Here is a 23,610-nt window from a genome sequence, read left to right on the forward strand (position 1 = left end):
TTTTAATTGGTTTGTAGCAGCTGTAGAGTTGATCGTTTCAAAAATTCGTTTATGAAGGGAAGCGGTAGAATGCATATGATGGATACACCTTTATTATTAACAAGTTTTTTGAATCGCGCTGAACGATTTTTTCACTCAAAGAAGATTTATTCACGAACAAATGCTACAACCATTCACGAGTTCACGTACAAAGAATATGTTAAACGTACCCGCCGTTTAGCTGATGCTCTGACGAAGCTTGGAATGGAGCGAGGTATGAAAGTGGGCACATTTGCTTGGAATCATCATCGCCATTTGGAAGCCTATTTTGCTGTACCGTGTGCAGGGGCAGTACTGCATATGATTAATATTCGATTAGCACCAGAGCATATTGCCTATGTCATCAATCATGCGGAAGACGAAATATTATTAATCGATGACAACCTAGTGCCTTTAATTGCACCAATTGTGTCACAGCTTAAAACGGTAAAGCACTTTATCATTATGGGGGATGCTGTCGAGGTAGAATCTGTGCCCATTCCAAATGCTCTTTCTTATGAGGCATTACTAGCTGAGGCCGATGAACATTTTACATTTCCAGATGACTTAGATGAGAATACGCCTGCAGGCATGTGCTATACAAGTGCAACGACAGGTATGCCAAAAGGGGTTGTTTATACTCACCGTAGCATTGTCCTGCACAGTTTAACGGCTGGTCTTGCTGATAGTATTGCTATTTGTGAATCCGATGTGGTGTTACCTGTTGTACCGATGTTTCACGCTAATGCATGGGGCCTACCCTTTGCTAGTGTTGCATTTGGTTCTACACAGGTGTTACCAGGCCCGATGTTTACCCCACAGCTTTTGCTTGAGTTATTTGAAGTGTATAAAGTCACGTTAACTGCAGGAGTACCTACAATTTGGCTCGGTGTTCTACAAGAGCAACGTCAACATCCACGTGACTTATCGTCTATGCGATTAATTGTTTGTGGAGGATCTGCGTCGCCAATTGGTCTTGTCCGTGGCTTTGAACAAGAACTTAATATCCCATACATGACAGGCTACGGTATGACAGAGACATCACCGCTCGTTAGCCTATCCACGTATTTAACACATATGCAGGACTACACAGCTGATGAAAAGATGAATGTTCGTATTACGCAAGGTATGACGATGCCTCTCATTGAAAGTCGAATTGTTAATGAAAATGGTGAAGTGCCATGGGATGGTAAAACAATGGGAGAATTAACGATTAGAGGACCGTGGATTGCCCATGAGTACTATCAAGATGAACGAACGGAAGAAGCGTTTAAAGACGGTTGGCTATACACAGGTGATATTGCCGTGATGACAGTAGATGGCTATATAAAAATCACAGACCGTACGAAGGATTTAATTAAGAGTGGAGGGGAATGGATCTCCTCTGTTGAACTTGAAAATGCATTAATGTCCCATCCAAAAGTATTTGAGGCGGCTGTCATTGCCATTCCGCATGAAAAATGGCTGGAGCGACCATTAGCCTGTGTCGTAGCAAAGCCAGAATTTAAAAATTCTATTACCAAAGAGGAGCTATTAGAGAGTTTACAGGCACAATTCCATAAAACGTGGATCCCTGATGATATTGTCTTCATTGAAGAGGTACCGAAAACGTCTGTTGGTAAATTCCTGAAAGCTAAATTACGAGAAGATTTAAAAGAGTATCGCATTGAAGTTTAACGAAAATGGATAGAATGAAGGTGGTGAAAAGCTACCTTCTTTTTTTAATTGAAATATATCCTAAAAAATGAAACTATTTTTTCCATTTTGCCGTATAATCTTAGTAATGAAAGGAAGTGGACGGAGTGTCAATTGCGATTGTAGCGATTATTGGAGGCGTCATCATCTCATTAGCAGGGATTTTTACAGATGCTCGTACAAGACAGCAAAAAATTAAATTAAAGGCTATCGAAAAAGAGGTGGAGTTAGAAAAGCTTAGGCTGGAAAACTATACAATAGAAACAGAAAAAATGCGTCTGGAATTAGAACAGTCTAAAATGCTATTATTAGAGGAAAAGCAAAACGCAAGTAAGTAGATAGGCAGTTAGAAAGACTATTTCAGGATTGGGACTTTTCCGCTATAATGGAAATACGACGCTAGAGGGGAAGATGACCATATGTCTGATTATGAACAGTTTATAGAAGGTATAAAGCGCAAAACAGGAATAGATTTAGCGTTATATAAAGAGGCGCAAATGAAAAGACGATTAACCTCTCTTTATGAGAAAAAGGGCTATCGTAATTTTGTAGACTTTCTAAAGGCACTTGAACAAGATCGTGATTTAATGAATGAATTTTTAGATCGTATGACGATTAATGTTTCTGAATTTTATCGCAATGGGAAGCGTTGGGAAGTGTTACAAAAGAAAATATTTCCGAAGCTGTTACAAACAAATAAGCGTTTAAAAATTTGGAGTGCTGCTTGTTCAACAGGAGAGGAACCTTATTCTTTAGTGATGGTATTATCTCAATTGTTGCCTTTATCTCAAATTCAAATTATTGCTACTGATTTGGATGAAAATGTAATCCAAAAAGCGAAGCTAGGTGTATACCCTGAACGATCTTTAGCAGAGGTTCCCAATGATATTAAAGCGAAATATTTTGAACAAGAAGGATCCTTTTATCGTGTGAAGGATGAGATTAAGCGTTGTGTTACCTTTAAGAAACATAATTTACTGAACGATTCCTATGACAGCAATTATGACTTAATCGTTTGTCGCAATGTTATGATTTATTTCACAGAAGAAGCGAAAGACCAAATTTATAATGATTTTAGTAAAGCACTGCGCAAGGATGGCGTTTTATTTGTTGGATCGACAGAGCAAATTTTTAATCCAGCACGTTATGAATTTGATGTAGAGGATACATTCTTCTATCGGAAAAATAATTAATAATATGGATGAAAAGCTTTGTACAAATGACCAGAATAGTCATGTACATATAAGTAAGCCGGCATTAAACATAGATATTTCGTACGCTTTTCGCTTATCATAAGCAAAGGCGTATTTTTTATAAAATTGAGCACTTCACTTCAGTAGTGAAGTAATTTTTTAGAGAAGTCATTCAGAATATTCGCATTTGACTATGAAAATGGTAAGCATTTAAAAGACATTTGTAAAAGGACTGTTTTTTTAAAGAATATATGTTATAGTGAAAAATACATACTTTAGCGAGTTGAAGGGAGAAAGTGTTTATGCGTTACTTAACAGCAGGTGAGTCACACGGACCTCAATTAACAACAATTATTGAAGGTTTACCGTCACTCTTATCTATTACAGCAGAAAAAATTAATCACGATTTAAAACGACGTCAGGGAGGTCATGGACGTGGGCGCCGCATGCAAATCGAAACGGATACAGTAGAGATCGTTGCAGGTGTACGTCATGGACAAACACTTGGATCTCCAGTCGCACTTGTCGTAACAAACGATGACTGGAAGCACTGGACTAAAATTATGGGTGCTGAGCCTTTAGCCGATGATATTAATCCAGAGGATATCAAACGTCAAATTTCCCGACCTCGACCAGGTCATGCCGATTTAGTTGGGGGCATGAAATATGGACATCGTGATTTACGTAATGTATTAGAGCGATCCTCTGCACGCGAAACTACTGTTCGTGTTGCAGTCGGGTCAGTGGCGAAAGCTTTACTGAATGAATTGGGTATTTCTATTGTTGCTCATGTCACTGAAATTGTGGGGATTAAAGCTGATACCTCTTTAATAGAAGGAAAAACAGCTGATGAAATCCGTGCCATTGTCGAAGCAGATCCATGTTACTGTGTAGATCCAGAGGCTTCTGCCAAAATGGTTGAGGCAATTGATGAGGCGAAAAAAGCAGGTGATTCCATCGGTGGTGTCGTAGAAGTCATCGTTGAAGGTATGCCAGCAGGAGTTGGTTCATATGTTCATTATGATCGTAAGCTCGATGCAAAACTAGCAGCAGCGATGCTATCTATTAATGCATTCAAAGGTGTTGAATTTGGGCTTGGCTTTGAAATGGCACGCCGAAAAGGCTCTGAAGTGCATGATGAAATTATTTGGTCTGACGAAGAGGGCTATACACGTGCAACAAATCGATTAGGTGGCTTAGAAGGTGGCATGTCTACTGGAATGCCAATTGTTGTTCGAGGTGTCATGAAGCCAATTCCTACATTATATAAACCATTACAAAGTGTGGATATCGAAACAAAAGAGCCGTTTAAAGCAAGTGTAGAGCGCTCTGATAGCTGTGCAGTACCAGCAGCATCTGTAGTGGCAGAACACGTTATTGCCTGGGAAATAGCTAATGCTATTTTGGAGCAATTTCATAGTGATCAACTTCCACAATTAAAAGCTCAAATTGATGAGCATCGACAATATACAAAGGGGTTCTAATATATGCGAGTACCAGTAGCAACAAAATCCCATCATTATGAGGTTGTTCTTGGTCATCAATTTCTAACGGAAGCTCTTCAAGCATTTGCTGATAAGCTTCAAAAAGCAGATAAGCTGATTGTATTTACAGATGCCAATGTATGGGCTGCACAGGGAGACTATTTCAAGGCTCATTTCCCATATGAATTTAACGTGTTTATTTTGCCTGGTGGCGAAGCATGCAAAACCTTTGAACAGTACAATGCTGCTCAAACATTTTTATTGGAACAAAAATGCTCACGAAAATCATTTATTTTTGCCTTTGGTGGAGGAGCTGTTGGAGATTTAACTGGCTTTGTTGCAGCAACCTATATGCGAGGGATTCCGTTTATTCAAATTCCAACGACCATTTTAGCTCATGATTCTGCGGTTGGGGGTAAAACAGCTATCAATCATCCGTTAGGAAAAAACATGATAGGTGCATTTTATCAGCCAGAAGGTGTTATTTATGATACAGCTTTCACGGAAAGCTTATCTGAGCGCGAAGTACGTTCAGGAACAGCAGAGTTAATTAAGCATGCGATGATTTCTGATCCAGCATGGCTTGAGGAATTAATGGCAGCAGATTCAATCATTCATTTTAATCAACATGAACTAGCAAAACAGCTGAAAAAAGGAATTGAAGTGAAAGCACAAATTGTGGCAGAGGATGAAACAGAGCAATCTGTTCGGAAATTTTTAAACCTAGGCCATACATATGGACACGCCATTGAAGCGGCTGCGGGCTATGGCAAAGTAGCGCATGGTGAAGCGGTAATGATAGGTCTTGTTTATTGTTTATTGCTAAGTGAACGCTATGGAGAATTAGATCGTGCGTTTACCAAAGCGTTTTTACAATTTGCGTTGAAAAATGGTTATCCTTTTGAGGCTGTAAATGATTATTCATTCGACCAGTTAACAGGTTATTTAATGAAAGATAAAAAAACGGAATATGGCATTTTGCAATTTGTTTTACTGGAAAATATAGGTAAACCGTTTGTGAGGGCCATTGAGTTAGAAGAATGCAAAGAAGTAGATGCAGAATATAGACAGTTATTAGCGGAGGTGCTTGTATGATTCGTGGACTAAGAGGGGCAATAACAATTGAATCTGACAAGCCAGAGCTTGTATGGGATGAGACAGCAAGATTAGTACGTGAGGTTGTGGCAGCAAATAACGTGGAAGTAGATGATATTGCATCCATTCTTATTTCCACTACGCCAGATATTACCTCAGCATTTCCTGCTCGTGCGGTACGCATGATGGATGGGTGGCAATATGTGCCTGTAATGTGTACACATGAAATGGATGTGCCCAATGCGTTACCATTGTGTATTCGTATTTTAATCCATGCAAATGTTGAGGTAGCGCAAAAAGATGTCAAGCACTTGTATCTCAATGATGCAGTGAAATTAAGACCAGATTTGGCTAAAGGCTGAATAAGTAGAGGAGATGTTTTAAATGAAGTGGAAACAACAATTGGACGGTATGCAAGCATATAAGCCAGGCAAACCAATTGAAGAAGTTCAGCGTGAATACGGCTTAAAGGAAGTCATTAAATTGGCATCTAATGAAAATCCATTCGGATGCTCACCTAAGGTAACCGCTTATTTACAAAATAATACAGTGAATCATGCACTATATCCTGATGGCTACGCACAAAATTTACGTACGGCTGTTGCGAATCATCTTGGTGTTCAAGAAACACAACTTCTTTTTGGTAACGGATCTGATGATATCATTGCTATTATTACTCGTGCACTGTTGTATCCAGGGGTAAATACGATAATGGCTGACCCTTCCTTCTCTCAATACTGGCATAATGCGGAAATTGAAGGGGCTGAAGTACGTAAAGTTCCTTGTATTGAAGGCGCTCATGATTTAGATGCTATGGCAGCTGCAATCGATGACAAAACATCTATTTTGTGGGTATGTAGTCCGAATAATCCTACAGGGGTTGTCATTCCAGATGCTCAATTACGTGCCTTTCTCGCCAAAGTTCCGAGTGATGTACTTGTCGTATTGGATGAAGCGTACATTGAATATGTTACACATCCTGATCATAAAGATACGCTACCTATTATTGATGAATATCCAAATGTTCTTTTATTACGTACTTTCTCTAAAGCGTACGGACTAGCAGCATTCCGAGTTGGTTATGCAATAGGGCAACCGGACATTATTGCTAAGCTCGATCCTGTCCGCTCACCGTTTAATAATACGATTTTAAGTCAAGCTGTTGCGGCCATTGCTCTTAGTGATCAAGATTATATTGAAGCATGTCGCAAAGCGAATGAAATCGGTAAAAAGCAATATGTAGAATTCTGTGAAAAGCATAACTTAACATACTACCCATCTAATACGAACTTTATTTTCTTTGATACACATGCTGATAGTGATGTTGTCTTCCATGAGCTTATGAAAAGAGGATTTATTGTCCGTAGTGGCAATGCTCTAGGATTACCAGGGTTCATCCGTGTCACAATTGGTACAGAGGCGCAAAATGCAGCCTTATTGAATCAACTTGACGAAGTGTTAAAGGAACAAGGAGTATTTGCATGACACGCAAAGTACTCGTTATTGGGCTAGGATTAATTGGCGGTTCCATAGCCCTTGCCTTACAAAAAGCACCTGAAACAAAAATCATTGGCTATGATATGGATGCTCAAACACGTGAACAAGCGAAAACATTGAATATTGTGCATGAAATTGTGACAGATCCGCAAGCTGTTGCTGCTGAAGTTGATATTATTATCTTTGGTACGCCTGTTAATGCAACGCTTGATTGGATGGAGCAATTAAAATCATGGCCGTTAAAAAATAAAGTCATCGTAACAGATACAGGGAGTACAAAAAAATTAATTATGCAAAAAGCCAGCGAATTACGTGAACTTGGCATAACGTTTATTGGAGGACATCCAATGGCAGGTTCACATAAAAGTGGTGTGTTGGCAGCGAAGGCGCATTTATTTGAAAATGCATACTATATGCTTACACCGCTCGCTGGAGAAGAAATTATTCATATGGCGCAGCTTGAAAGTTTACTAAAGTTTACGCACGCAAAAGTCGTTAGCGTTTCGGCCAGTGAACATGATCATATGACAGCTGTAGTAAGTCATTTCCCACATGTCATCGCAGCCTCACTTGTACATCAATTAGGTGGGGAAAATGGGGAATATCCAATGACACGTTCTTTGGCAGCTGGAGGTTTTCGTGATGTTACACGAATCGCCTCTTCCAATCCGATTTTGTGGCGAGATATTACGCTACAAAATCGTGAGGAGCTACTCACGCAATTAGAGGGCTGGGAAAAAGAAATGACTCGTATTAAGGAGCTGCTGACGAATGGTTCTTCGCAGGACATTGAAAACTATTTTTCTGTTGCTAAAGAACTGAGAGATGAATTACCGATTAGTGCAGGGGCAATGTACACACCGTTTGACTTATATGTGGATGTTCCCGACTATCCTGGTGTAATTTCGGAAGTGACGGGCTTTCTTGCGGATGAAGCAATTAGTATTACGAATTTACGAATCGTCGAATCACGGGAAGATGTTTTCGGTATTTTAGTCATTAGCTTTCAAAGTGAAAACGATCGTGAACGTGCTGCAGCATGTATTCAAAAACGAGCAAATTTCGAAACGTATATTTCATAGTTCAAGAAAGCGTCGGTATTGCGGCGCTTTCTATCTTCATATTGGAGGGAAGAAAGTTCATGAGTGAAAAAGTTTTGCAATACAATAAGCCATCTTTACAGGGAGCTTTAACTGTCCCAGGCGATAAATCTGTATCTCACCGCTCTGTGATGTTTGGTGCCATTGCAAGTGGGACTACAACAGTAGAGGGCTTTTTATTAGGAGAAGATTGTTTAAGTACCATCGATTGTTTCCGAAAGCTAGGTGTTGATATTGAGGTGGAAGGAACAAATGTAACCATCCATAGTCCAGGTATGGATAGTTGGCAGGAGCCATCAGAAGTGTTATATACAGGAAACTCTGGTACCACAACACGTCTAATGCTAGGCATTTTAGCCGGATCTTCTGTCCACACTGTGATGACAGGTGATGCATCTATTGGAAAACGTCCAATGCGACGTGTCATAGATCCACTGCGTCAAATGGGAGCACATATTACAGGGCGTGCAGACGGGCAATATACACCACTTGCCATTCAGGGTACGACACTACAAGCCATTGATTATAATATGCCTGTAGCAAGTGCACAGGTGAAGTCTGCTATTTTACTAGCGGGCTTGCGTGCAAATGGAACAACGATAGTTCGAGAAATGGAAGTATCTCGAGATCATACAGAGCGAATGCTACGTCAATTTGGGGCGCATGTTGCAGTAGATAATGGGGTTGTTTCAATTGAAGGAGGACAAGCTCTAAAGGGGACACATGTTTCTGTTCCAGGAGATATTTCTTCAGCAGCCTTTTTCTTAGTGGCAGGAGCAATTTGCGAAAATAGTCAAATAACCCTTCATAATGTTGGCATCAACCCAACACGTGATGGCATTATCGAGGTTCTGCAAAAAATGGGAGCAACGATGACCATAACGCCAAATGATGATAATCAAGCTGAACCTACAGCAACGATTCAAATAGCAACATCTACGTTAAAAGCTACAACGATTGAGGGAGATATTATTCCACGCTTAATTGATGAGATTCCGATTCTAGCATTACTAGCTACACAAGCACACGGTCAAACTATTATTAAGGATGCAGAGGAGCTAAAAGTGAAAGAAACGGACCGTATTACGGCTGTTGTAACGGAATTGAAAAAGCTTGGTGCGCAGATTGAAGCTACAGAAGACGGTATGATTATCAATGGACCAACACCTTTAAAAGGAGCAAACCTTCAAACATATGGTGATCATCGTATTGGCATGATGGGAGCGGTCGCGGCTTTAGTAACGGATGGAGTCGTTACGTTAGATGATGCACAATGTATTGCTGTATCCTATCCATCTTTCTTTGAGCATGTTGAGGCAGTGAGGAACAATTAAAGATAGACTCTCCAAGCTTTTGGGGAGTTTTTTCTTGTTTCAAAGGTAAATGTTTTGTAGCATAAAGGTATCAATGAAAGAATAGGTGAATGACTGTGAACAATGCGATGACTGAAATGATGCAAGCACTTGAACAAGGAGACTTAGCATTAATAGATCAGCTACTAGAATCATTTTTAATGAAGGAGCTACCCGAAGAGATTTATGCACTTGCTGAGATTTTTATGCAATATGGGTATATGAAAGAAGCTGACCGTGTACTGGAGCATTTACAATTTTTATTCCCAGAAGAGGCACAGTTAAAAATAGATCGTGCAAATGTATTAATGGAGCTTGGTGATGAAGATGAAGCATTAGAATTATTATTAGAAATCGAAGAAACATCACCAGAATATCCTCAAGCTTTATTAGTTTTAGCTGATTATTATCAAATGCAAGGGTTATTTGAGGTGGCAGAAAAACGTATAAATGAAGCATTAGTGATTTTACCAGACGAGCCATTATTACATTTTGCAAAAGCAGAGCTGTTATTTGAAACAGGACGTTTTTTAGAGGCAGCAAGATTATATGAGGAACTATATGAACAGCAAGAGGAATTCGCTGGGATACAACTGGTTGAACGATTGGCCGAGGTGTACCGAGCAGGGGCAGCCTATGAAACAGCTTTCGATTATTATGTAAAGGCTCTTGAGGATGAGGTAAAGCCAGATATTTTATTTGGAGCCGCTTATTCTGCCTTTCAATCACAAAAATACGAGATGGCTATTAAACAATTAGAGGAATTAAAGGAATTAGATCCTGATTATTTTTCAGCCTATTTATTGCTTGCTGAAAGCTACGCTATGACAGAGGATAATTCAAAGGCCTATGCTGCCATTCAAGAGGGATTAAAACGCGATGAGTATGATAAATCACTTTATTTATTTGCTGGTAAAATGGCATTGAAAAATGGTTTACCAGAAGAAGCAGAACAACACCTAAGAGAAGCCATAGCGCTTGATCCTGAATATATGGAAGCGGTACTGGCACTTATTTCTGTGTTAGGCCAACAAGAGCGCCATGAGGATGTTATTGAATTATTTGAATCTTTACAGCAAAATGATTTTGAATGGAGCGCATTATATCCTTTTGCGGCAGAAGCATATGAAAATTTAGAATTGTACGACCGTGCATACGAATTTTACCGTTTGGCATATAATGATTTTAAGGAAGACGCAACATTTTTAGAGAAATATGTTTACTTCTTATTAGAGGAAGGAAAACGTTCAGAGGCAAAAGAGGTTCTTGGACAATTAATCAACATTCAACCGGGTGAACCAGAGTGGCAAGAGAAGTTAGAAACCTTAGAATTTGAGTAAAGGAGGGAGTGGGTATGACTGCTTCTGTATCAGTTGTTGATAAAAAAGCATTTGTTCGATGGTTTTTAAAAAATTATCAATTGAAACGTCGTGAGTGTGTATGGATTTTAAATTACTTATTAAGTAATGATGACCTATTAAAAAGAATCCGATTTGTGGAAGAAGCTCATTATTGTCCTAGGGCAATGGTGATGTCGACAGTAGACTCAACAGGTGTGCCTTTTCGTTTCTATAAAGGCAATGTAATGACGGCAGATGCTGAGAAGTCTTTCCATGATTTACGACTACATGAACAAGAAGATATGTATATACAATTGAATTTTCCAAATATACCACCAAGTGCACAATACTTAGCAGTTCTCGAAGAAAACCCTTATATGCCAGAAACACTGTTAGTCAGTGAAAAAGATCGTTTACTGGCAGAAGAGCTGCTTTCCAATAGCTTACTCGTATTCCAGGAAGAAAAATTACTCGCACAAATTGATGAAGCCCTCGACCAGGGAGATGAAGAGCGTTTTTATGAATTGTCTAATTTGTTACAAGCACTAAAGGAAACGGCCAATTTACGTTAATCATAGGTAAAATTTGAATGTCCTTTATCCACTTCAATATGGTAACATTACTAGTGAATGATTGTTTTCACTTTTAATTGGGTATCCTATTGAAGAGTGGATAAGGGATTTTTATTTTGCAATAAAAGGAGGTTTGTTGGATGTATTTTAATGCAAACGATGTGACATCGTTTATGGCACAGAAGGATTTCATTGATACTGCAATTGTTCCACTCGTATCCATTGATCTATCTTCTGAAAAAATGAAACAGAGTGGTGCGGAAGTAGATTTTGTTATGTCTTTAACTTCATTTATAGAGCAACAGTTCAAAGGCCGTTTACTAGTCATGCCACCATTTTCTTATATGACAACTTTAAAAAACGAAGATTTACCACAGCAATTAGAAGCACAATTACATAATGCTGGATTTAAGCATGTGTTCTTCATTACTTGTGACCATTTTTGGACAAATAGTGGGGATATAGTAAATATTATTTGGTTACCAGCTATTCCATTAGAAAGTATGGATGCCAGTGTGAAAAAATCCATTCTGGAAGATCAACTACGACAAGTGATTCCGATGCTTTCGACCAAATGGGCACAGATTTAACAATTAGTTTCAATAAATGTTCACATTCTCCAGCTTTCCACAGAATGCTATATTGACCAAGCTATGGACTTGATATATCATATATATGTCCTAGTATTACTATTTGTAAAAGTATGTCCGTTGGACTGACCTTTAAGTTAGAGGGGGGAAAATAATGAGTAATAATCGAGTTTCACGTCGTCAATTTCTTAGCTATACACTAACTGGTGTAGGTGGATTTATGGCGGCAGGTATGCTAATGCCAATGCTTCGTTTTGCAATTGATCCAGTGTTACAAAAACATGATGGAGGGAATTTCATAAAAACGGAGCATAAAATCGCTGATATTACTGAAGAACCTGTTAAAGTTGACTTTTCATTCGAACAAGTTGATGCATGGTACAAATCGGATGTTACAAATGTAGCGTGGGTATACAAAAATGGCGACCAAATAGTAGCCTTATCTCCTGTTTGTAAGCATTTAGGATGTATGGTGAATTGGGGAGGAGATTCAGCACACCCAGAACAATTCTTCTGTCCTTGTCATGCTGGACGTTACGAGAAAAACGGTAAAAATGTACCAGGAACACCACCTACAGGTCCGTTGGATGAATATGAAGTTAAAGAAGAAGATGGTTACTTATCAATTGGTCCAACTAAAGCAAACACTCTAGTTAAGTAAGGGGGTACAAAACAGTGCTAAATAAAATTTATGATTGGGTCGATGAACGCTTAGATATTACACCGATTTGGCGTGATATTGCTGACCACGAAGTGCCTGAGCACGTAAACCCTGCACACCATTTTTCAGCATTCGTTTACTGTTTTGGTGGATTAACGTTCTTCATTACAGTTATACAAATTCTATCTGGTATGTTCCTAACAATGTACTATGTACCAGACGTTGTGAATGCCTGGAAATCAGTTTATTATTTACAAAACGAAGTAGCATTTGGTGAAATCGTCCGCGGTATGCACCACTGGGGAGCTTCATTAGTAATCGTAATGATGTTCTTACATACGCTTCGTGTATTCTTTACAGGTTCTTATAAGAAACCTCGTGAATTAAACTGGATGGTTGGTGTAGGTATTTTTGGTGTAATGATGGGTCTTGGCTTTACAGGATACTTATTACCTTGGGATATGAAAGCATTGTTCGCTACTAAAGTAGGTATCGAAATTGCTGCATCTGTACCGTTTATCGGTTCAATGATTAAAGTATTATTAGCGGGTGACACAACGATTCTAGGTGCTCAAACGTTAACACGATTCTTTGCGATTCATGTATTCTTCTTACCTGCAGTATTGTTTGGGTTACTTGCAGCGCACTTTATCATGATTCGTCGCCAAGGAATTTCAGGACCGTTGTAATTGTCTTGACGGTTCGATGATCTTTAAAAGGAGGGGACACTATGCATCGCGGAAAAGGAATGAAATTTGTTGGTGATTCTCGTATTAAAGCGAATCACAGAATGCCGAACGTTCCAAAGGATTATTCCGAATATCCAGGTAAGACGGAAGCTTTCTGGCCAAACTTCTTACTGAAGGAATGGATGGTTGGTGCTGTATTCTTAATTGCTTATTTATTATTAACAGTTGCTCATCCATCGCCACTTGAAGGGCCGGCAGACCCAACTAGAGCATATACACCACTACCAGACTGGTACTTCTTATCTATGTATCAACTTTTAAAATACTCATTTGCTTCTGGTCCATACCAAATCATAGGGACTCTTGTAATTCCAGGTCTTGCATTTGGAGCGCTATTATTAATGCCATTTTTAGACAAGGGTCCAGAACGTCGTCCATCTAAACGTCCGTTACCGACTGCGTTTATGTTATTAACTTTGGCTGCTATGTTCTACCTAACTTGGGAGTCAGTTGTTAACCACGACTGGGAAGCTCAAAAAGCTATGGGTGCAATCGTTGAAACAGTAGAGTTCGATAAAGAATCAGAAGGTTATAAAATCTATGCTGGTTCTGCATGTATTACATGTCACGGTGAAGGCTTAGAAGGTGGAGCAGGTGCGCCATCTCTAATGAACACAGGTTTAACAGCTGATCAAATTAAGGACATTGCTCATAATGGTTCTGAAAGTGGTAAAATGCCAGCAGGATTATGGACAGGTTCAGATGAAGATCTTCAAAAACTTGCTGAATTCATCGAAAGCTTAAAAGCAGAGTAATAGTAAAAGAGTCAGGAAACTGGCTCTTTTTTTCTACCTTGTTATAGTAATGGGACTGAAAGCCAAACTAAAAGGTTCCCGTGTGTAAAGAATTTTAGCGAAAAATGTCGAAAAGCCGTTTAATCTAGGAATTAATAAGCGAATTAAATCAAAAAAATAACATATCCTAGGTCTCAAAGCTATACATACTGAATGTTTTTAAAAAGAGGAAGGAGTTGATGATGATGCAATTAACAAGAGCAAATATTTGGTTTCTTCTTACTCATAAAACTTTTTTAATCGCGCTATTAATTATTAATTTACTAGGTACAATTTATGGCTATTATTGGTATGGATGGCAGTTAGCCATTACAAAGCCTATTTTTTATATTTTTGTGCCAGATAGTCCGACAGCAAGTCTTTTCTTTTGTTTTGTGCTGATAGCTTGGATTATGGGTAAAAGCTGGCCACTCATGGAAGTGCTGGCACTCGTTACATTGGTAAAGTATGGCCTTTGGGCAGATGTCATGAATATTTGGTCATTAATTGAAACAGGAACGATAGGCTGGCAAGGCTGGATGCTTGTAGGATCGCATTTTGCAATGGCTTTTCAAGCCATATTATATATGAAGAAATATGTTTTCTCTTATTGGCATGTAGCTATAGCTGCTGTATGGACGCTCCATAACGATGTTATTGACTATGTATTTGGTCAAATGCCTATGTATCGAGATTTAGCCGATTACACAAGCTATATTGGCTACTTCACGTTTTGGTTATCAATTGCATGTATTTTTCTTGCAATTTTCTCAATTAGATGGCGCAAATATTTGCCGAATTAGGGTATAAATTATAGAATTATAGTATCGAGGTAGAAAGGGGTTAGGATATTGTCAACAGGCATGTATATCGTTTATTTTGTTATTATTATGCTGCTGCCACTTTACGCACAAATGAAGGTAAAAGGCACGTATAAAAAGTTTGCAAAACAACGTACAATGAAGGGACAGACTGGTGCAGAAGTAGCGCGTGCGATTCTAGATGCGAACGGACTATATGATGTACGAGTTGTGCCAACGCAAGGTGTGTTGTCTGATCATTATAATCCGGCAACCAAAACAGTTGCTTTATCGGAAAGTAACTTTTATGAAGCGAGTGTTGCAGGTGCTGCGGTAGCTGCCCATGAGGTAGGTCACGCCATCCAACATAAAGAAGCTTATTCTATGCTTACACTACGTAGTAAGCTCGTTCCAGTAGCAAACATTTCTTCCAATATGTCTTGGCTTTTTGTGATGGTTGGTATTTTTACGAGTATGTCGAATTTATTGCTGTTAGGTATCATATTATTAGCAGCAGGTGTTGTTTTCCAATTAGTGACACTGCCAGTGGAATTCGATGCTTCGAAGCGTGCGTTAGTACAAATGAATTCATTAGGTATCATTACTAACGAAGAAGAACGTCCAGCTCGAAAGGTGTTAAGTGCAGCCGCACTCACATATGTAGCAGCGGCAGCAGTAGCTGTACTTGAGTTATTACGTTTAATATTAATTTTCACAAATATGCGTAGCGACGACTAAGAAAAAACTTGTTATAGTGGTACACCACTATAGCAAGTTTTTTATCTTCGTATGCTTAATGAAGTGGCTGCTTTTGGTCATCTAGCGTGAAGCCTTCACCCGCAACATCTCGAACTTCTATTATCGAAACAAATGCGTGAGGATCAACTTCATGGACAATTGATTTTAAACGTACAACTTCATTGCGGCCAATTACACAGTATATTACCTCTTTAGGTTGCTTAGTAAAATGACCATGACCTTCTAAAATGGTGATACCTCGTTCCATTCTTAAGGCAATTGTTTCAGCAATCATACCCGACTTTTCAGAAATAATTAAAGCACCACGTGCAGCGTAGGCACCTTCTTGTACAAAATCAATGACACGTGCACCGACAAATACAGCTACTAGTGTATACATCATAGAACGTGCATCTAAGAAAGTTAACCACGAAAGAATGATAACAATGGCATCGAAGACAAACATTGTCTTACCCATACTCCATCCAAAGTATTTATGTCCAAGTCGCGCCAAGATGTCGACACCACCTGTCGTGCCGCCAAATCGGAAAACAATACCAAGACCAAGACCAACAAATACACCAGCAAAAAGGGCAACGAGTAGCATATCGTCCTCTAAATGAATGGTAAATTGATATTTTTGGAAAATTTTTAGAAAAAGAGATACAGATAAAGTGCCTACAAGTGTATAAACAAATGATTTTTTTCCAAGCAATCGATAACCTATAATAAACATGGGAATATTTAATAACAGGTTCATTAAGGCGGGATCCCAACCTAGTGTAAAATAAAGGATGAGAGTAATCCCACTTAGTCCACCTTCACCTAGCTGATTTTGAATGTTGAAGTGAACAAAGCCGAAGCTGAAAATGGCAGCTCCGAGCATAATTGCGATAATATTGCGAATTTTAATCTGTTTTAGCATTTGACCTCCTGAAGTTCCAAACAAATGAAGTTGTGTTATCTATTATCTGACATTTTATTGGTTTTGACAACAATGGTGTAAATTTTATACGATGGTAAATAGGAGTGTGATTTTTATGACAGAGCAACTATCAATGCAAGCATTGCAACAGCGTGTTGATGATTATATAGGACAATTCAAGGAAGGATATTTCCCACCATTCGAGCTACTTGCGCGTTTAACAGAGGAATTAGGTGAGCTGTCACGCGAGGTTCAAGATGTTTACGGACAAAAAAAGAAAAAGAGTACAGAGGACACAAATAGTATCGAAGAAGAGCTAGGAGATTTTTTCTTTGTACTAGTATGCTTTGCAAATGCACAAGGTATTAAACTAGATGAAGCACTTTTACGCGTCATACATAAATTTGAAACTAGAGATAAGGATCGCTGGACTAGAAAGGATGAAGAATGATGTCGATTCGTGTAGCTATTGCGGGAGCTAGAGGAAAAATGGGAGCTGAGGCTGTACATACGGTCATGAAACATGACAAAATGGAATTAGTAGCTGTACTAGATTATAAGGAAGTAGGAAAAACATTAGCTGATTTAGATATGTTTCCAGCAAGCTATACGATACCTATTTTTACAGAAATGCATGATCTTGTAGAAGCAACTGCACCCGATGTGTTAGTCGATTTAACTAACCCTCATGCAGTATACAAGCATACTAAGGAAGCATTGCATTTAAATGTCCGACCTGTAATTGGTACAACAGGATTTACAGACGCACAACTAGAGGAATTATCAGCCATGGCTAAAGAAAAAGAGTTAGGCTGTATTATTGCACCTAACTTTGCGATTGGCGCTATCCTGATGATGAAATTTGCGAAAGAAGCGGCCAAATACTTGCCAGATGTAGAAATTATTGAAATGCACCATGATCAGAAGCTTGATGCACCATCAGGAACAGCAGTAAAAACGGCACAATTAATACAAGAGGTTCGTACGCCTAAGACGCAAGGACATCCAGAAGAAAAAGAAACCATTGAAGGTGCAAGAGGTGGAGACTTTGATGGCATGCGCATTCACTCCGTCCGTTTACCTGGTTTAGTGGCACACCAGCAAGTATTATTTGGAGGAGATGGGCAGCTACTAACGATTCGTCATGATTCATTAAACAGAAACTCCTTTATGTCAGGTGTTGCCTTTTGCATAGAAGAGGTTATGAAAATGGATCAGCTTGTTTATGGTTTAGAAAACATCATCTAAAGATTGGGATGGAAGCTATATGAAAATCGCATTGATTGCACATGATCGTAAAAAAGATAATTTAGTACAGTTTGCTATTGCTTACCAAGATATTTTACATGAACATACGCTTTATGCTACCGGCACAACAGGACAACGTGTAATCGAGGCTACTGGCTTAGAGGTAACGCGTTTTCGCTCAGGGCCACTTGGTGGCGACCAACAAATTGGCGCTATGATTGCCAATAATGATATGGACATGGTTATTTTTTTCCGTGATCCATTAACAGCACAACCACATGAGCCAGATGTTTCTGCACTTATCCGTCTTTGTGATGTTTACCAAGTGCCACTGGCGACAAATATGGGAACAGCAGAAATATTACTAAAAGGCCTACAAGAGGGCTTTGTGGATTGGAGACTGATACAAGAAAGACGCAATTAATAAAAGACGTGATTTAGAAAGGATGATCATCGAATGAAAAAGCTAAAAATCGGCATTACCTGTTATCCTACAGTTGGTGGCTCTGGTGTCATTGCAACAGAATTAGGCAAAATGCTTGCAGAAAGAGGACATGAAATTCATTTCATTACCTCAAGCGTACCATTTCGATTGAATAAAATTTATCCAACCGTCTTTTTCCATGAAGTCGAAGTTAATAATTATTCAGTGTTTCAATATTCTCCATACGATATTGCATTAGCGAGTAAAATGGCAGACGTCATAAAGGATGAAGAGTTGGATGTGTTGCATGTGCATTATGCCATTCCACATGCAGTATGTGCGGTATTAGCACGTGAAATGAGTGGTAGAGATATTGGCATCGTCACAACCCTTCATGGCACAGATATTTCGGTGCTGGGGCAAGATTCTACGTTATCACAGGCCATTAAGTATGGAATTGATAAATCTGATATTGTGACAACCGTGTCACAAGCATTAAAAGAACAAACCTATGAGTTAATTGATACAGTAAAACCAATTGAAACGATTTATAATTTCGTGGATGAACGTGAATACTTCCCTCGTAATTCAGGAAACTTAAAAGAGCAATTTGGTATTCAAGAAGATGAAAAAGTCCTCATACATGTATCTAACTTCCGTAAAATTAAAAATCTTCCACATGTTGTAGATGCTTTTATGAAAATTCGTGCAAACATGAAGGCAAAGCTCCTACTAGTTGGAGATGGTCCTGAAAAGCATCGTGTTATGGACCAAGTAAAGGGAAGTCCCTATATGAAGGATGTTTTATTTTTAGGAAAACAAGAAAACTTGGCTGAATTATATGCGATTAGTGATTTGAAACTATTACTTTCACAGCAGGAATCGTTTGGACTGGTTTTATTAGAAGCAATGGCTTGTGGTGTACCTTGTATTGGGTCCAATGTAGGTGGCATCCCAGAAGTCATTGAACATGGCGTAGATGGCTATATTGTTGAATTAGGGGATACAGATGCAGTAGCTGAGTATGCTACTCAATTATTGCAAGATGAAGAACAACTATTGCGTTTCCGAGAAGCGGCCATTCGTGCAGTAAGTGAAAAATTCCATTCAACAAAAATTGTTAAACAATATGAAAATTTGTATGAGAAGGTTGCGGAAAGAAATCATGCAAAACAATAATGAATGGCAGGCAGCCTTTTTTGTAATCGAACAGCTAGAACAGGCAGGATTTGAGGCTGTTATTGTTGGTGGGGCTGTAAGAGATGCTTTACTCAATCGGCCTGCCCATGATGTAGATGTTGCAACAAATGCCTTGCCTGAAGAAGTAAAATCTGTCTTTCCACGGACAGTTGATATTGGGATTCAGCATGGGACGGTACTTGTTATCGTGCCCGCTGGACCTGTTGAAGTGACTACCTACAGGACAGATGGGGAATATACGGACCACCGCCGTCCAGAAAAAGTACAGTTTGTGCGTTCCTTGCAAGAGGATTTACAACGTCGTGATTTTACGATGAATGCCATTGCTATGCGTCGTGACGGTTCTTTTGTAGATTATTACGGTGGGCTTCAAGATATCGACAAGCATATTATTCGAGCTGTTGGTGATGCACCAAATCGCTTTGCAGAAGATGCTTTACGGATGCTGAGAGCGATTCGCTTTTCCGCGCAGCTTGATTTTACAATCGAGGCAAATACATTGACAGCCATCCAACAAAAAGCCGCTGATCTGGCTTTTATTGCAAAAGAACGTATAAAAGCAGAGCTGGATAAGCTTTGGGTAGGACAAACAGTTTTTGGTGGTCTACAGAAATTAGAGGAAAGCGGTTTGACTGCCTATTTAATAGGAGATTTTCATGCTGCGCATTGGCTTGAATTTCATACACAGGACAAGCGCTTGGGCTGGGCCTATTTTGCTTTACTGCAAGGGACAGATTGGCGAGGGGTTTTGCGAGATTATCGACTATCAAATAAAGAAATGGCGTTTGTCAAATCGGTTTTAAGTGCCTATGATGCTCTAAAAGGTGGATGGACAAACACACATTATTTTATGTACACAGAGCAGGAGCTAGAGGCGGCACGCTATTTTGCCCAGCTGACTCAATTGGACGCTCCTATACCTCAGCTGTCTGTAAGAGAGTTACAGGCAATGCTACCCATTAAACAGAAGCAAGAATTAGTGGTGAATGGGGCAGATTTACTGAAATGGTCAGGAAAAAAAGGTGGACCTTGGGTAAAAGAAGCCTTGGAGGACATGCTGACAGCCATTCTTCATCATGAGCTTCAAAATGATCGACAACAAATACGAAACTGGCTGGAGCTACACTATTTCTAGAAAGGCTTCACTTACTTTAAGCCATATTATATACAGCAAATTGCCGTCTCAAAAATGTGGGACGGCTTTTTTCTTTGGTAGTCATTTACGTTAATTTACAGTATGATAAAGACAAAATAGGTACATAAAAAATAGCACAGTTGACTAAAGGATTGATGTGAAGATGACAATTTCGATGAAGGATGAAATTTTAAAAAGAATACTAGCTGCAGATGGTGAAGCTGTTTCAGGTCAGGAACTAGCAGATTCTCTTGGTGTCTCAAGGACGGCAATCTGGAAGCACATGCAGACATTACAGGAGGAAGGCTATACATTTGAAACAATTAAGAAAAAGGGGTATGTTTTGACAGGCGTACCAAATAGCTTGAATCCAACACAAATCGAGCTTTTTTTAAAGACCGAGCATTTTGGTCGTGAAATTCATTATTTCGATGTAGTGGATTCTACACAAACTATTGCACATAAGCTTGCCCAAGAAGGGGCTCCACATGGAACGATTATCATTGGGGAGGAGCAAACAGCAGGTCGTGGTCGAATGGCTCGTCCTTGGGAATCGGCACATGGCACAGGAATTTGGATGACGATTATCGTACGTCCAGATGTGACACCCCAGCAGGCATCCTCTTATACACTTGTAGTGGCAGTAGCGGTAACGATGGCCATCAAAACATTATATGAGCATGTAGAACCATTAATTAAATGGCCAAATGATTTGTTGATTAATGGCAAAAAGTGTACTGGAATATTAACAGAGATGCAGGCAGAGGCAGATCTTGTTCAGGCTTTACTTGTTGGCATTGGCATAAATGCAAATCAACAGGCTACTGATTTCTCACCTGATATTGCAGATATTGCTACTTCTCTACGTCTAGAAGCTGGCGAAGAAATCAATCGGGCAGCATTGGTGGCCTCCATTTTACACTATTTAGAACAATTTACAGAGCTCTATGTAAATGAAGGTTTTGCAAGTATTAAAACACTGTGGCAGCAATTGTCCTGTACCATTGGTCAACGTATTGAGGTGACAACATTACGAGAACGTTTTGAAGGGGTTGCTAGTGGAATTACAGACGATGGCGTCCTCCAGCTTACCCAAGATGATGGGACAATACGAACGATTTATGCAGGTGACATCAAAATTATATAAAAAAGAAGCTGCAATGAACGTCTTGTTCTTGCAGCTTCTTCATTTACTTGAAAGTTACATCTAAATCACCTTGTGATAAAGATATATGTAGCTGATCATTACCATTGTTTACTTGAGTAACTGTACTACTTTGTTCTTCGTCATTAATTGTGAGATCACCGAAGCTTGTTATGAAGTTATAGCCTAGGTCAGATTGTTTGTTTTGTAAGCGAAGGGTCGTATCACCAAAGCTTGACGTAATGGTTGATTGACCATTTAATGTCCCATCTATACTGATATCTCCATGTTCACTTTTAATACTAATACCGTTACTAGCAAGGCGTTGGAGCGTCAAATCACCAAAGGACTGAGTAATCTCTGTGTTGTTACCAATTATGTTGGTAAAGGTAGCATCTCCGTAATCTTGCACTAGGTTAAGCTGCTGATAATGTAGCTCGTGAATGGCTATATCACCGAAGTCGCTATCTATAGTAACAGCATCTATATTTGCATCCTTTGGTACATAGAGCTTGATCGAAGGAGATGAAAAGCTTCCAAAGCCAATTTGGAAATCACTCTTTTTCTTCGCTACGGTTTCAATCGTTAAAGTCCCATCTTCAATATGATAGGTCACATCCTGCTGCTTAAGGACCTTTGTGTCTAATTTATAGTCGTTATCACTAGCAACAATATCAATATCGCCATATTCATTTACGATCTTGATATTTGTAAATGCATCTAATTTGTGAGAATGACTTACTAATTTAGTAGAGCTTGGTACGTGAAGACCCTCTGCATCTTTTTCAATAAACCAGCGACCACCTGAAAAATAGCCGACCAGTGCAAGTAAAATACCTAAAGCAATCATGGTCATAGCAATTAGCGTATTTTTTGATGTCATTTAGAAGCCCCCTTTCCCTTTTTTGTTATTTTGTGAAATAGTCTCCCTAATGTTTCAACTGAGACAAGAACCGTTTTCTTGATAAAACGAGCGACAATAGGAAAGAGTAGGACACCTAAGCCCGTTACAATCAATCCGACACCCATAAAGAGCAGAGCGGTAGGCCAATGCTCTGTTAAAATCAGGAGGCCAGATATAAGCGCCACAAAACCACCGACAAAGATACTAATGACTGTAGCGATAATAGCGAAGATTAAACTGACAATGACTGCGCCAAATGAAAAAATAAGTGCGATTGCAGTAGCAAGTAATGGCAATGAAAGAGGCGCAGATAGGATGGCTAAAATAATAAGCCAAATAGCCGATATATTCTTTTTTGTCGATTTTGCCGAGGAGGTATCCAAATCCTTCAATGCGAAATCAGCTAATATTTGTGAGGCGACATGTGAAGGAGAGCCAAGTTGTGAAATAACTTGTTGCTCATTTTCTTCTCCTGCTTCCTCGAAGTATTCCTCATAATAGGCAATTGCAGAGTCAAACTCATGCGCAGGAAGCCGACGCAATTTGCCTCGTAGCTGTTTCAAATAGCTAGCTCTATCCATCTAATTTCCCTCCTAAAAGTACACAATCAACCTTTTCCTTATACACTTGCCATTCTTTTAATAGCTCTAATAACCGAATACGTCCTTGCTCTGTAATTTGATAATAGCGTCTATTTCTGCCTTGATAGGGCTGATCGTAGGTTGTTAAGTAATGCGCTTTTTGTAAGCGACGTAAAACGGGGTACAGTGTAGATTCCGAAATCTCCATGACGGATTGTACTTGCTGTGTTAGTGAGTAACCATAGGCGTCCTCTTTGTCGACAATAGCGAGTACACAAGCGTCAAGTAAAGCTGAACCAAGCTGAAATGTCATCTTTCCACCTCACATGTAATACTTATATTTCATTTTATATTATATATCGTATAGTATGTGGATAGTATATGACGTATAG

27 protein-coding genes are annotated in these 23,610 nt (G+C 39.2%); 23 read left to right on the plus strand and 4 right to left on the minus strand.

From position 1 onward, the window contains the following. Nucleotides 1–69 precede the first annotated feature (69 nt). The 17 genes from OU989_RS06785 to OU989_RS06865 all read left to right on the plus strand — a co-directional run bounded on the left by OU989_RS06785 (nucleotide 70) and on the right by OU989_RS06865 (nucleotide 15,657). Entirely contained in the window at nucleotides 70–1,695 is a 1,626-nt protein-coding gene (locus OU989_RS06785) for a long-chain fatty acid--CoA ligase (RefSeq protein WP_274796359.1), read from the plus strand. Nucleotides 1,696–1,820: 125 nt separating this feature from the next. Then, complete coding sequence (locus OU989_RS06790) at nucleotides 1,821–2,051, plus strand: hypothetical protein (protein WP_274796360.1); 231 nt, start codon at nucleotides 1,821–1,823, stop codon at nucleotides 2,049–2,051. An 81-nt stretch (nucleotides 2,052–2,132) separates the two neighbouring features. Then, a complete protein-coding gene (locus tag OU989_RS06795) occupies nucleotides 2,133–2,906 on the plus strand; it encodes a CheR family methyltransferase (RefSeq protein WP_274796361.1) in 774 nt (257 codons plus the stop codon). Between the two features lie 302 nt (nucleotides 2,907–3,208). After that, nucleotides 3,209–4,390: a chorismate synthase gene (gene aroC / locus OU989_RS06800; protein WP_274796362.1), complete on the plus strand. Its 1,182-nt coding sequence runs from the start codon at nucleotides 3,209–3,211 to the stop codon at nucleotides 4,388–4,390. A 3-nt stretch (nucleotides 4,391–4,393) separates the two neighbouring features. Further along, complete coding sequence (gene aroB / locus OU989_RS06805; RefSeq protein ID WP_274796363.1) at nucleotides 4,394–5,485, plus strand: 3-dehydroquinate synthase; 1,092 nt, start codon at nucleotides 4,394–4,396, stop codon at nucleotides 5,483–5,485. After that, nucleotides 5,482–5,847, plus strand: a complete 366-nt coding sequence (gene aroH, locus OU989_RS06810; protein WP_274796364.1) for a chorismate mutase — start codon at nucleotides 5,482–5,484, stop codon at nucleotides 5,845–5,847. Before aroB ends, aroH begins: the two co-directional genes overlap by 4 nt. A gap of 22 nt (nucleotides 5,848–5,869) precedes the next feature. Continuing rightward, a complete protein-coding gene (gene hisC / locus OU989_RS06815; RefSeq protein ID WP_274796365.1) occupies nucleotides 5,870–6,970 on the plus strand; it encodes a histidinol-phosphate transaminase in 1,101 nt (366 codons plus the stop codon). Then, nucleotides 6,967–8,064 (plus strand): prephenate dehydrogenase, encoded by a 1,098-nt coding sequence (locus OU989_RS06820; RefSeq protein ID WP_274796367.1) that lies wholly within the window; start codon nucleotides 6,967–6,969, stop codon nucleotides 8,062–8,064. Before hisC ends, OU989_RS06820 begins: the two co-directional genes overlap by 4 nt. 59 nt (nucleotides 8,065–8,123) lie before the next feature. Further along, nucleotides 8,124–9,416: a 3-phosphoshikimate 1-carboxyvinyltransferase gene (gene aroA, locus OU989_RS06825; RefSeq protein ID WP_274796369.1), complete on the plus strand. Its 1,293-nt coding sequence runs from the start codon at nucleotides 8,124–8,126 to the stop codon at nucleotides 9,414–9,416. An 89-nt stretch (nucleotides 9,417–9,505) separates the two neighbouring features. Then, nucleotides 9,506–10,774 carry a tetratricopeptide repeat protein gene (locus OU989_RS06830; RefSeq protein WP_274796370.1) on the plus strand — a complete coding sequence of 423 codons (1,269 nt, stop codon included), beginning with the start codon at nucleotides 9,506–9,508 and terminating at the stop codon, nucleotides 10,772–10,774. Nucleotides 10,775–10,788: 14 nt separating this feature from the next. After that, complete coding sequence (locus OU989_RS06835) at nucleotides 10,789–11,346, plus strand: ReoY family proteolytic degradation factor (protein ID WP_036123193.1); 558 nt, start codon at nucleotides 10,789–10,791, stop codon at nucleotides 11,344–11,346. 140 nt (nucleotides 11,347–11,486) lie between these two features. Further along, nucleotides 11,487–11,936: a DUF2487 family protein gene (locus OU989_RS06840; protein WP_274796371.1), complete on the plus strand. Its 450-nt coding sequence runs from the start codon at nucleotides 11,487–11,489 to the stop codon at nucleotides 11,934–11,936. A gap of 154 nt (nucleotides 11,937–12,090) precedes the next feature. After that, nucleotides 12,091–12,597 carry a QcrA and Rieske domain-containing protein gene (locus OU989_RS06845; protein ID WP_274796372.1) on the plus strand — a complete coding sequence of 169 codons (507 nt, stop codon included), beginning with the start codon at nucleotides 12,091–12,093 and terminating at the stop codon, nucleotides 12,595–12,597. A gap of 14 nt (nucleotides 12,598–12,611) precedes the next feature. Further along, a complete protein-coding gene (qcrB, locus tag OU989_RS06850; protein WP_008181573.1) occupies nucleotides 12,612–13,286 on the plus strand; it encodes a menaquinol-cytochrome c reductase cytochrome b subunit in 675 nt (224 codons plus the stop codon). A 41-nt stretch (nucleotides 13,287–13,327) separates the two neighbouring features. After that, on the plus strand, nucleotides 13,328–14,101 hold the full coding sequence (locus tag OU989_RS06855) for a menaquinol-cytochrome c reductase cytochrome b/c subunit (RefSeq protein ID WP_274796373.1): 774 nt from the start codon (nucleotides 13,328–13,330) through the stop codon (nucleotides 14,099–14,101). Between the two features lie 224 nt (nucleotides 14,102–14,325). Beyond that, nucleotides 14,326–14,922 (plus strand): lipoprotein heptaprenylglyceryl N-acetyltransferase LhaT, encoded by a 597-nt coding sequence (locus OU989_RS06860; RefSeq protein WP_274797288.1) that lies wholly within the window; start codon nucleotides 14,326–14,328, stop codon nucleotides 14,920–14,922. A 60-nt stretch (nucleotides 14,923–14,982) separates the two neighbouring features. Next, nucleotides 14,983–15,657 (plus strand): zinc metallopeptidase, encoded by a 675-nt coding sequence (locus OU989_RS06865; RefSeq protein ID WP_274797289.1) that lies wholly within the window; start codon nucleotides 14,983–14,985, stop codon nucleotides 15,655–15,657. A gap of 55 nt (nucleotides 15,658–15,712) precedes the next feature. On the opposite strand, the gene OU989_RS06870 is transcribed toward OU989_RS06865, so the two are convergent. Further along, nucleotides 15,713–16,582, minus strand: coding sequence for a YitT family protein (locus OU989_RS06870; protein WP_274796374.1), 870 nt, complete (start codon nucleotides 16,580–16,582; stop codon nucleotides 15,713–15,715). 115 nt (nucleotides 16,583–16,697) lie between these two features. Between OU989_RS06870 and OU989_RS06875 the strand changes: the two genes are divergently transcribed. The 6 genes from OU989_RS06875 to OU989_RS06900 all read left to right on the plus strand — a co-directional run bounded on the left by OU989_RS06875 (nucleotide 16,698) and on the right by OU989_RS06900 (nucleotide 21,736). Then, nucleotides 16,698–17,033, plus strand: coding sequence for a nucleotide pyrophosphohydrolase (locus OU989_RS06875; protein ID WP_274796375.1), 336 nt, complete (start codon nucleotides 16,698–16,700; stop codon nucleotides 17,031–17,033). Continuing rightward, entirely contained in the window at nucleotides 17,033–17,830 is a 798-nt protein-coding gene (gene dapB / locus OU989_RS06880) for a 4-hydroxy-tetrahydrodipicolinate reductase (RefSeq protein ID WP_274797290.1), read from the plus strand. The genes OU989_RS06875 and dapB overlap by 1 nt, the downstream gene beginning before the upstream one ends. A 19-nt stretch (nucleotides 17,831–17,849) precedes the next feature. After that, nucleotides 17,850–18,254 (plus strand): methylglyoxal synthase, encoded by a 405-nt coding sequence (gene mgsA / locus OU989_RS06885; protein WP_274796376.1) that lies wholly within the window; start codon nucleotides 17,850–17,852, stop codon nucleotides 18,252–18,254. Nucleotides 18,255–18,287: 33 nt separating this feature from the next. Further along, entirely contained in the window at nucleotides 18,288–19,433 is a 1,146-nt protein-coding gene (bshA, locus tag OU989_RS06890; RefSeq protein ID WP_274796377.1) for an N-acetyl-alpha-D-glucosaminyl L-malate synthase BshA, read from the plus strand. Next, entirely contained in the window at nucleotides 19,420–20,589 is a 1,170-nt protein-coding gene (locus OU989_RS06895) for a CCA tRNA nucleotidyltransferase (protein WP_274796378.1), read from the plus strand. Before bshA ends, OU989_RS06895 begins: the two co-directional genes overlap by 14 nt. 163 nt (nucleotides 20,590–20,752) lie before the next feature. After that, a complete protein-coding gene (locus OU989_RS06900; RefSeq protein WP_274796379.1) occupies nucleotides 20,753–21,736 on the plus strand; it encodes a biotin--[acetyl-CoA-carboxylase] ligase in 984 nt (327 codons plus the stop codon). Nucleotides 21,737–21,779: 43 nt separating this feature from the next. On the opposite strand, the gene OU989_RS06905 is transcribed toward OU989_RS06900, so the two are convergent. Genes OU989_RS06905 through OU989_RS06915 form a run of 3 tightly spaced genes read right to left on the minus strand, consistent with a single transcriptional unit; the run spans nucleotide 21,780 to nucleotide 23,531 of the window. Next, on the minus strand, nucleotides 21,780–22,616 hold the full coding sequence (locus OU989_RS06905; RefSeq protein ID WP_274796380.1) for a DUF4097 family beta strand repeat-containing protein: 837 nt from the start codon (nucleotides 22,614–22,616) through the stop codon (nucleotides 21,780–21,782). After that, nucleotides 22,613–23,218, minus strand: coding sequence for a DUF1700 domain-containing protein (locus OU989_RS06910; RefSeq protein WP_274796381.1), 606 nt, complete (start codon nucleotides 23,216–23,218; stop codon nucleotides 22,613–22,615). The genes OU989_RS06905 and OU989_RS06910 overlap by 4 nt, the downstream gene beginning before the upstream one ends. Then, nucleotides 23,211–23,531, minus strand: coding sequence for a PadR family transcriptional regulator (locus tag OU989_RS06915; RefSeq protein WP_274796382.1), 321 nt, complete (start codon nucleotides 23,529–23,531; stop codon nucleotides 23,211–23,213). Before OU989_RS06915 ends, OU989_RS06910 begins: the two co-directional genes overlap by 8 nt. Between the last annotated feature and the right edge of the window lie 79 nt (nucleotides 23,532–23,610).

It is taken from the genome of Lysinibacillus irui (genome assembly GCF_028877475.1).
GTDB classification, from domain to species: domain Bacteria; phylum Bacillota; class Bacilli; order Bacillales_A; family Planococcaceae; genus Lysinibacillus; species Lysinibacillus irui.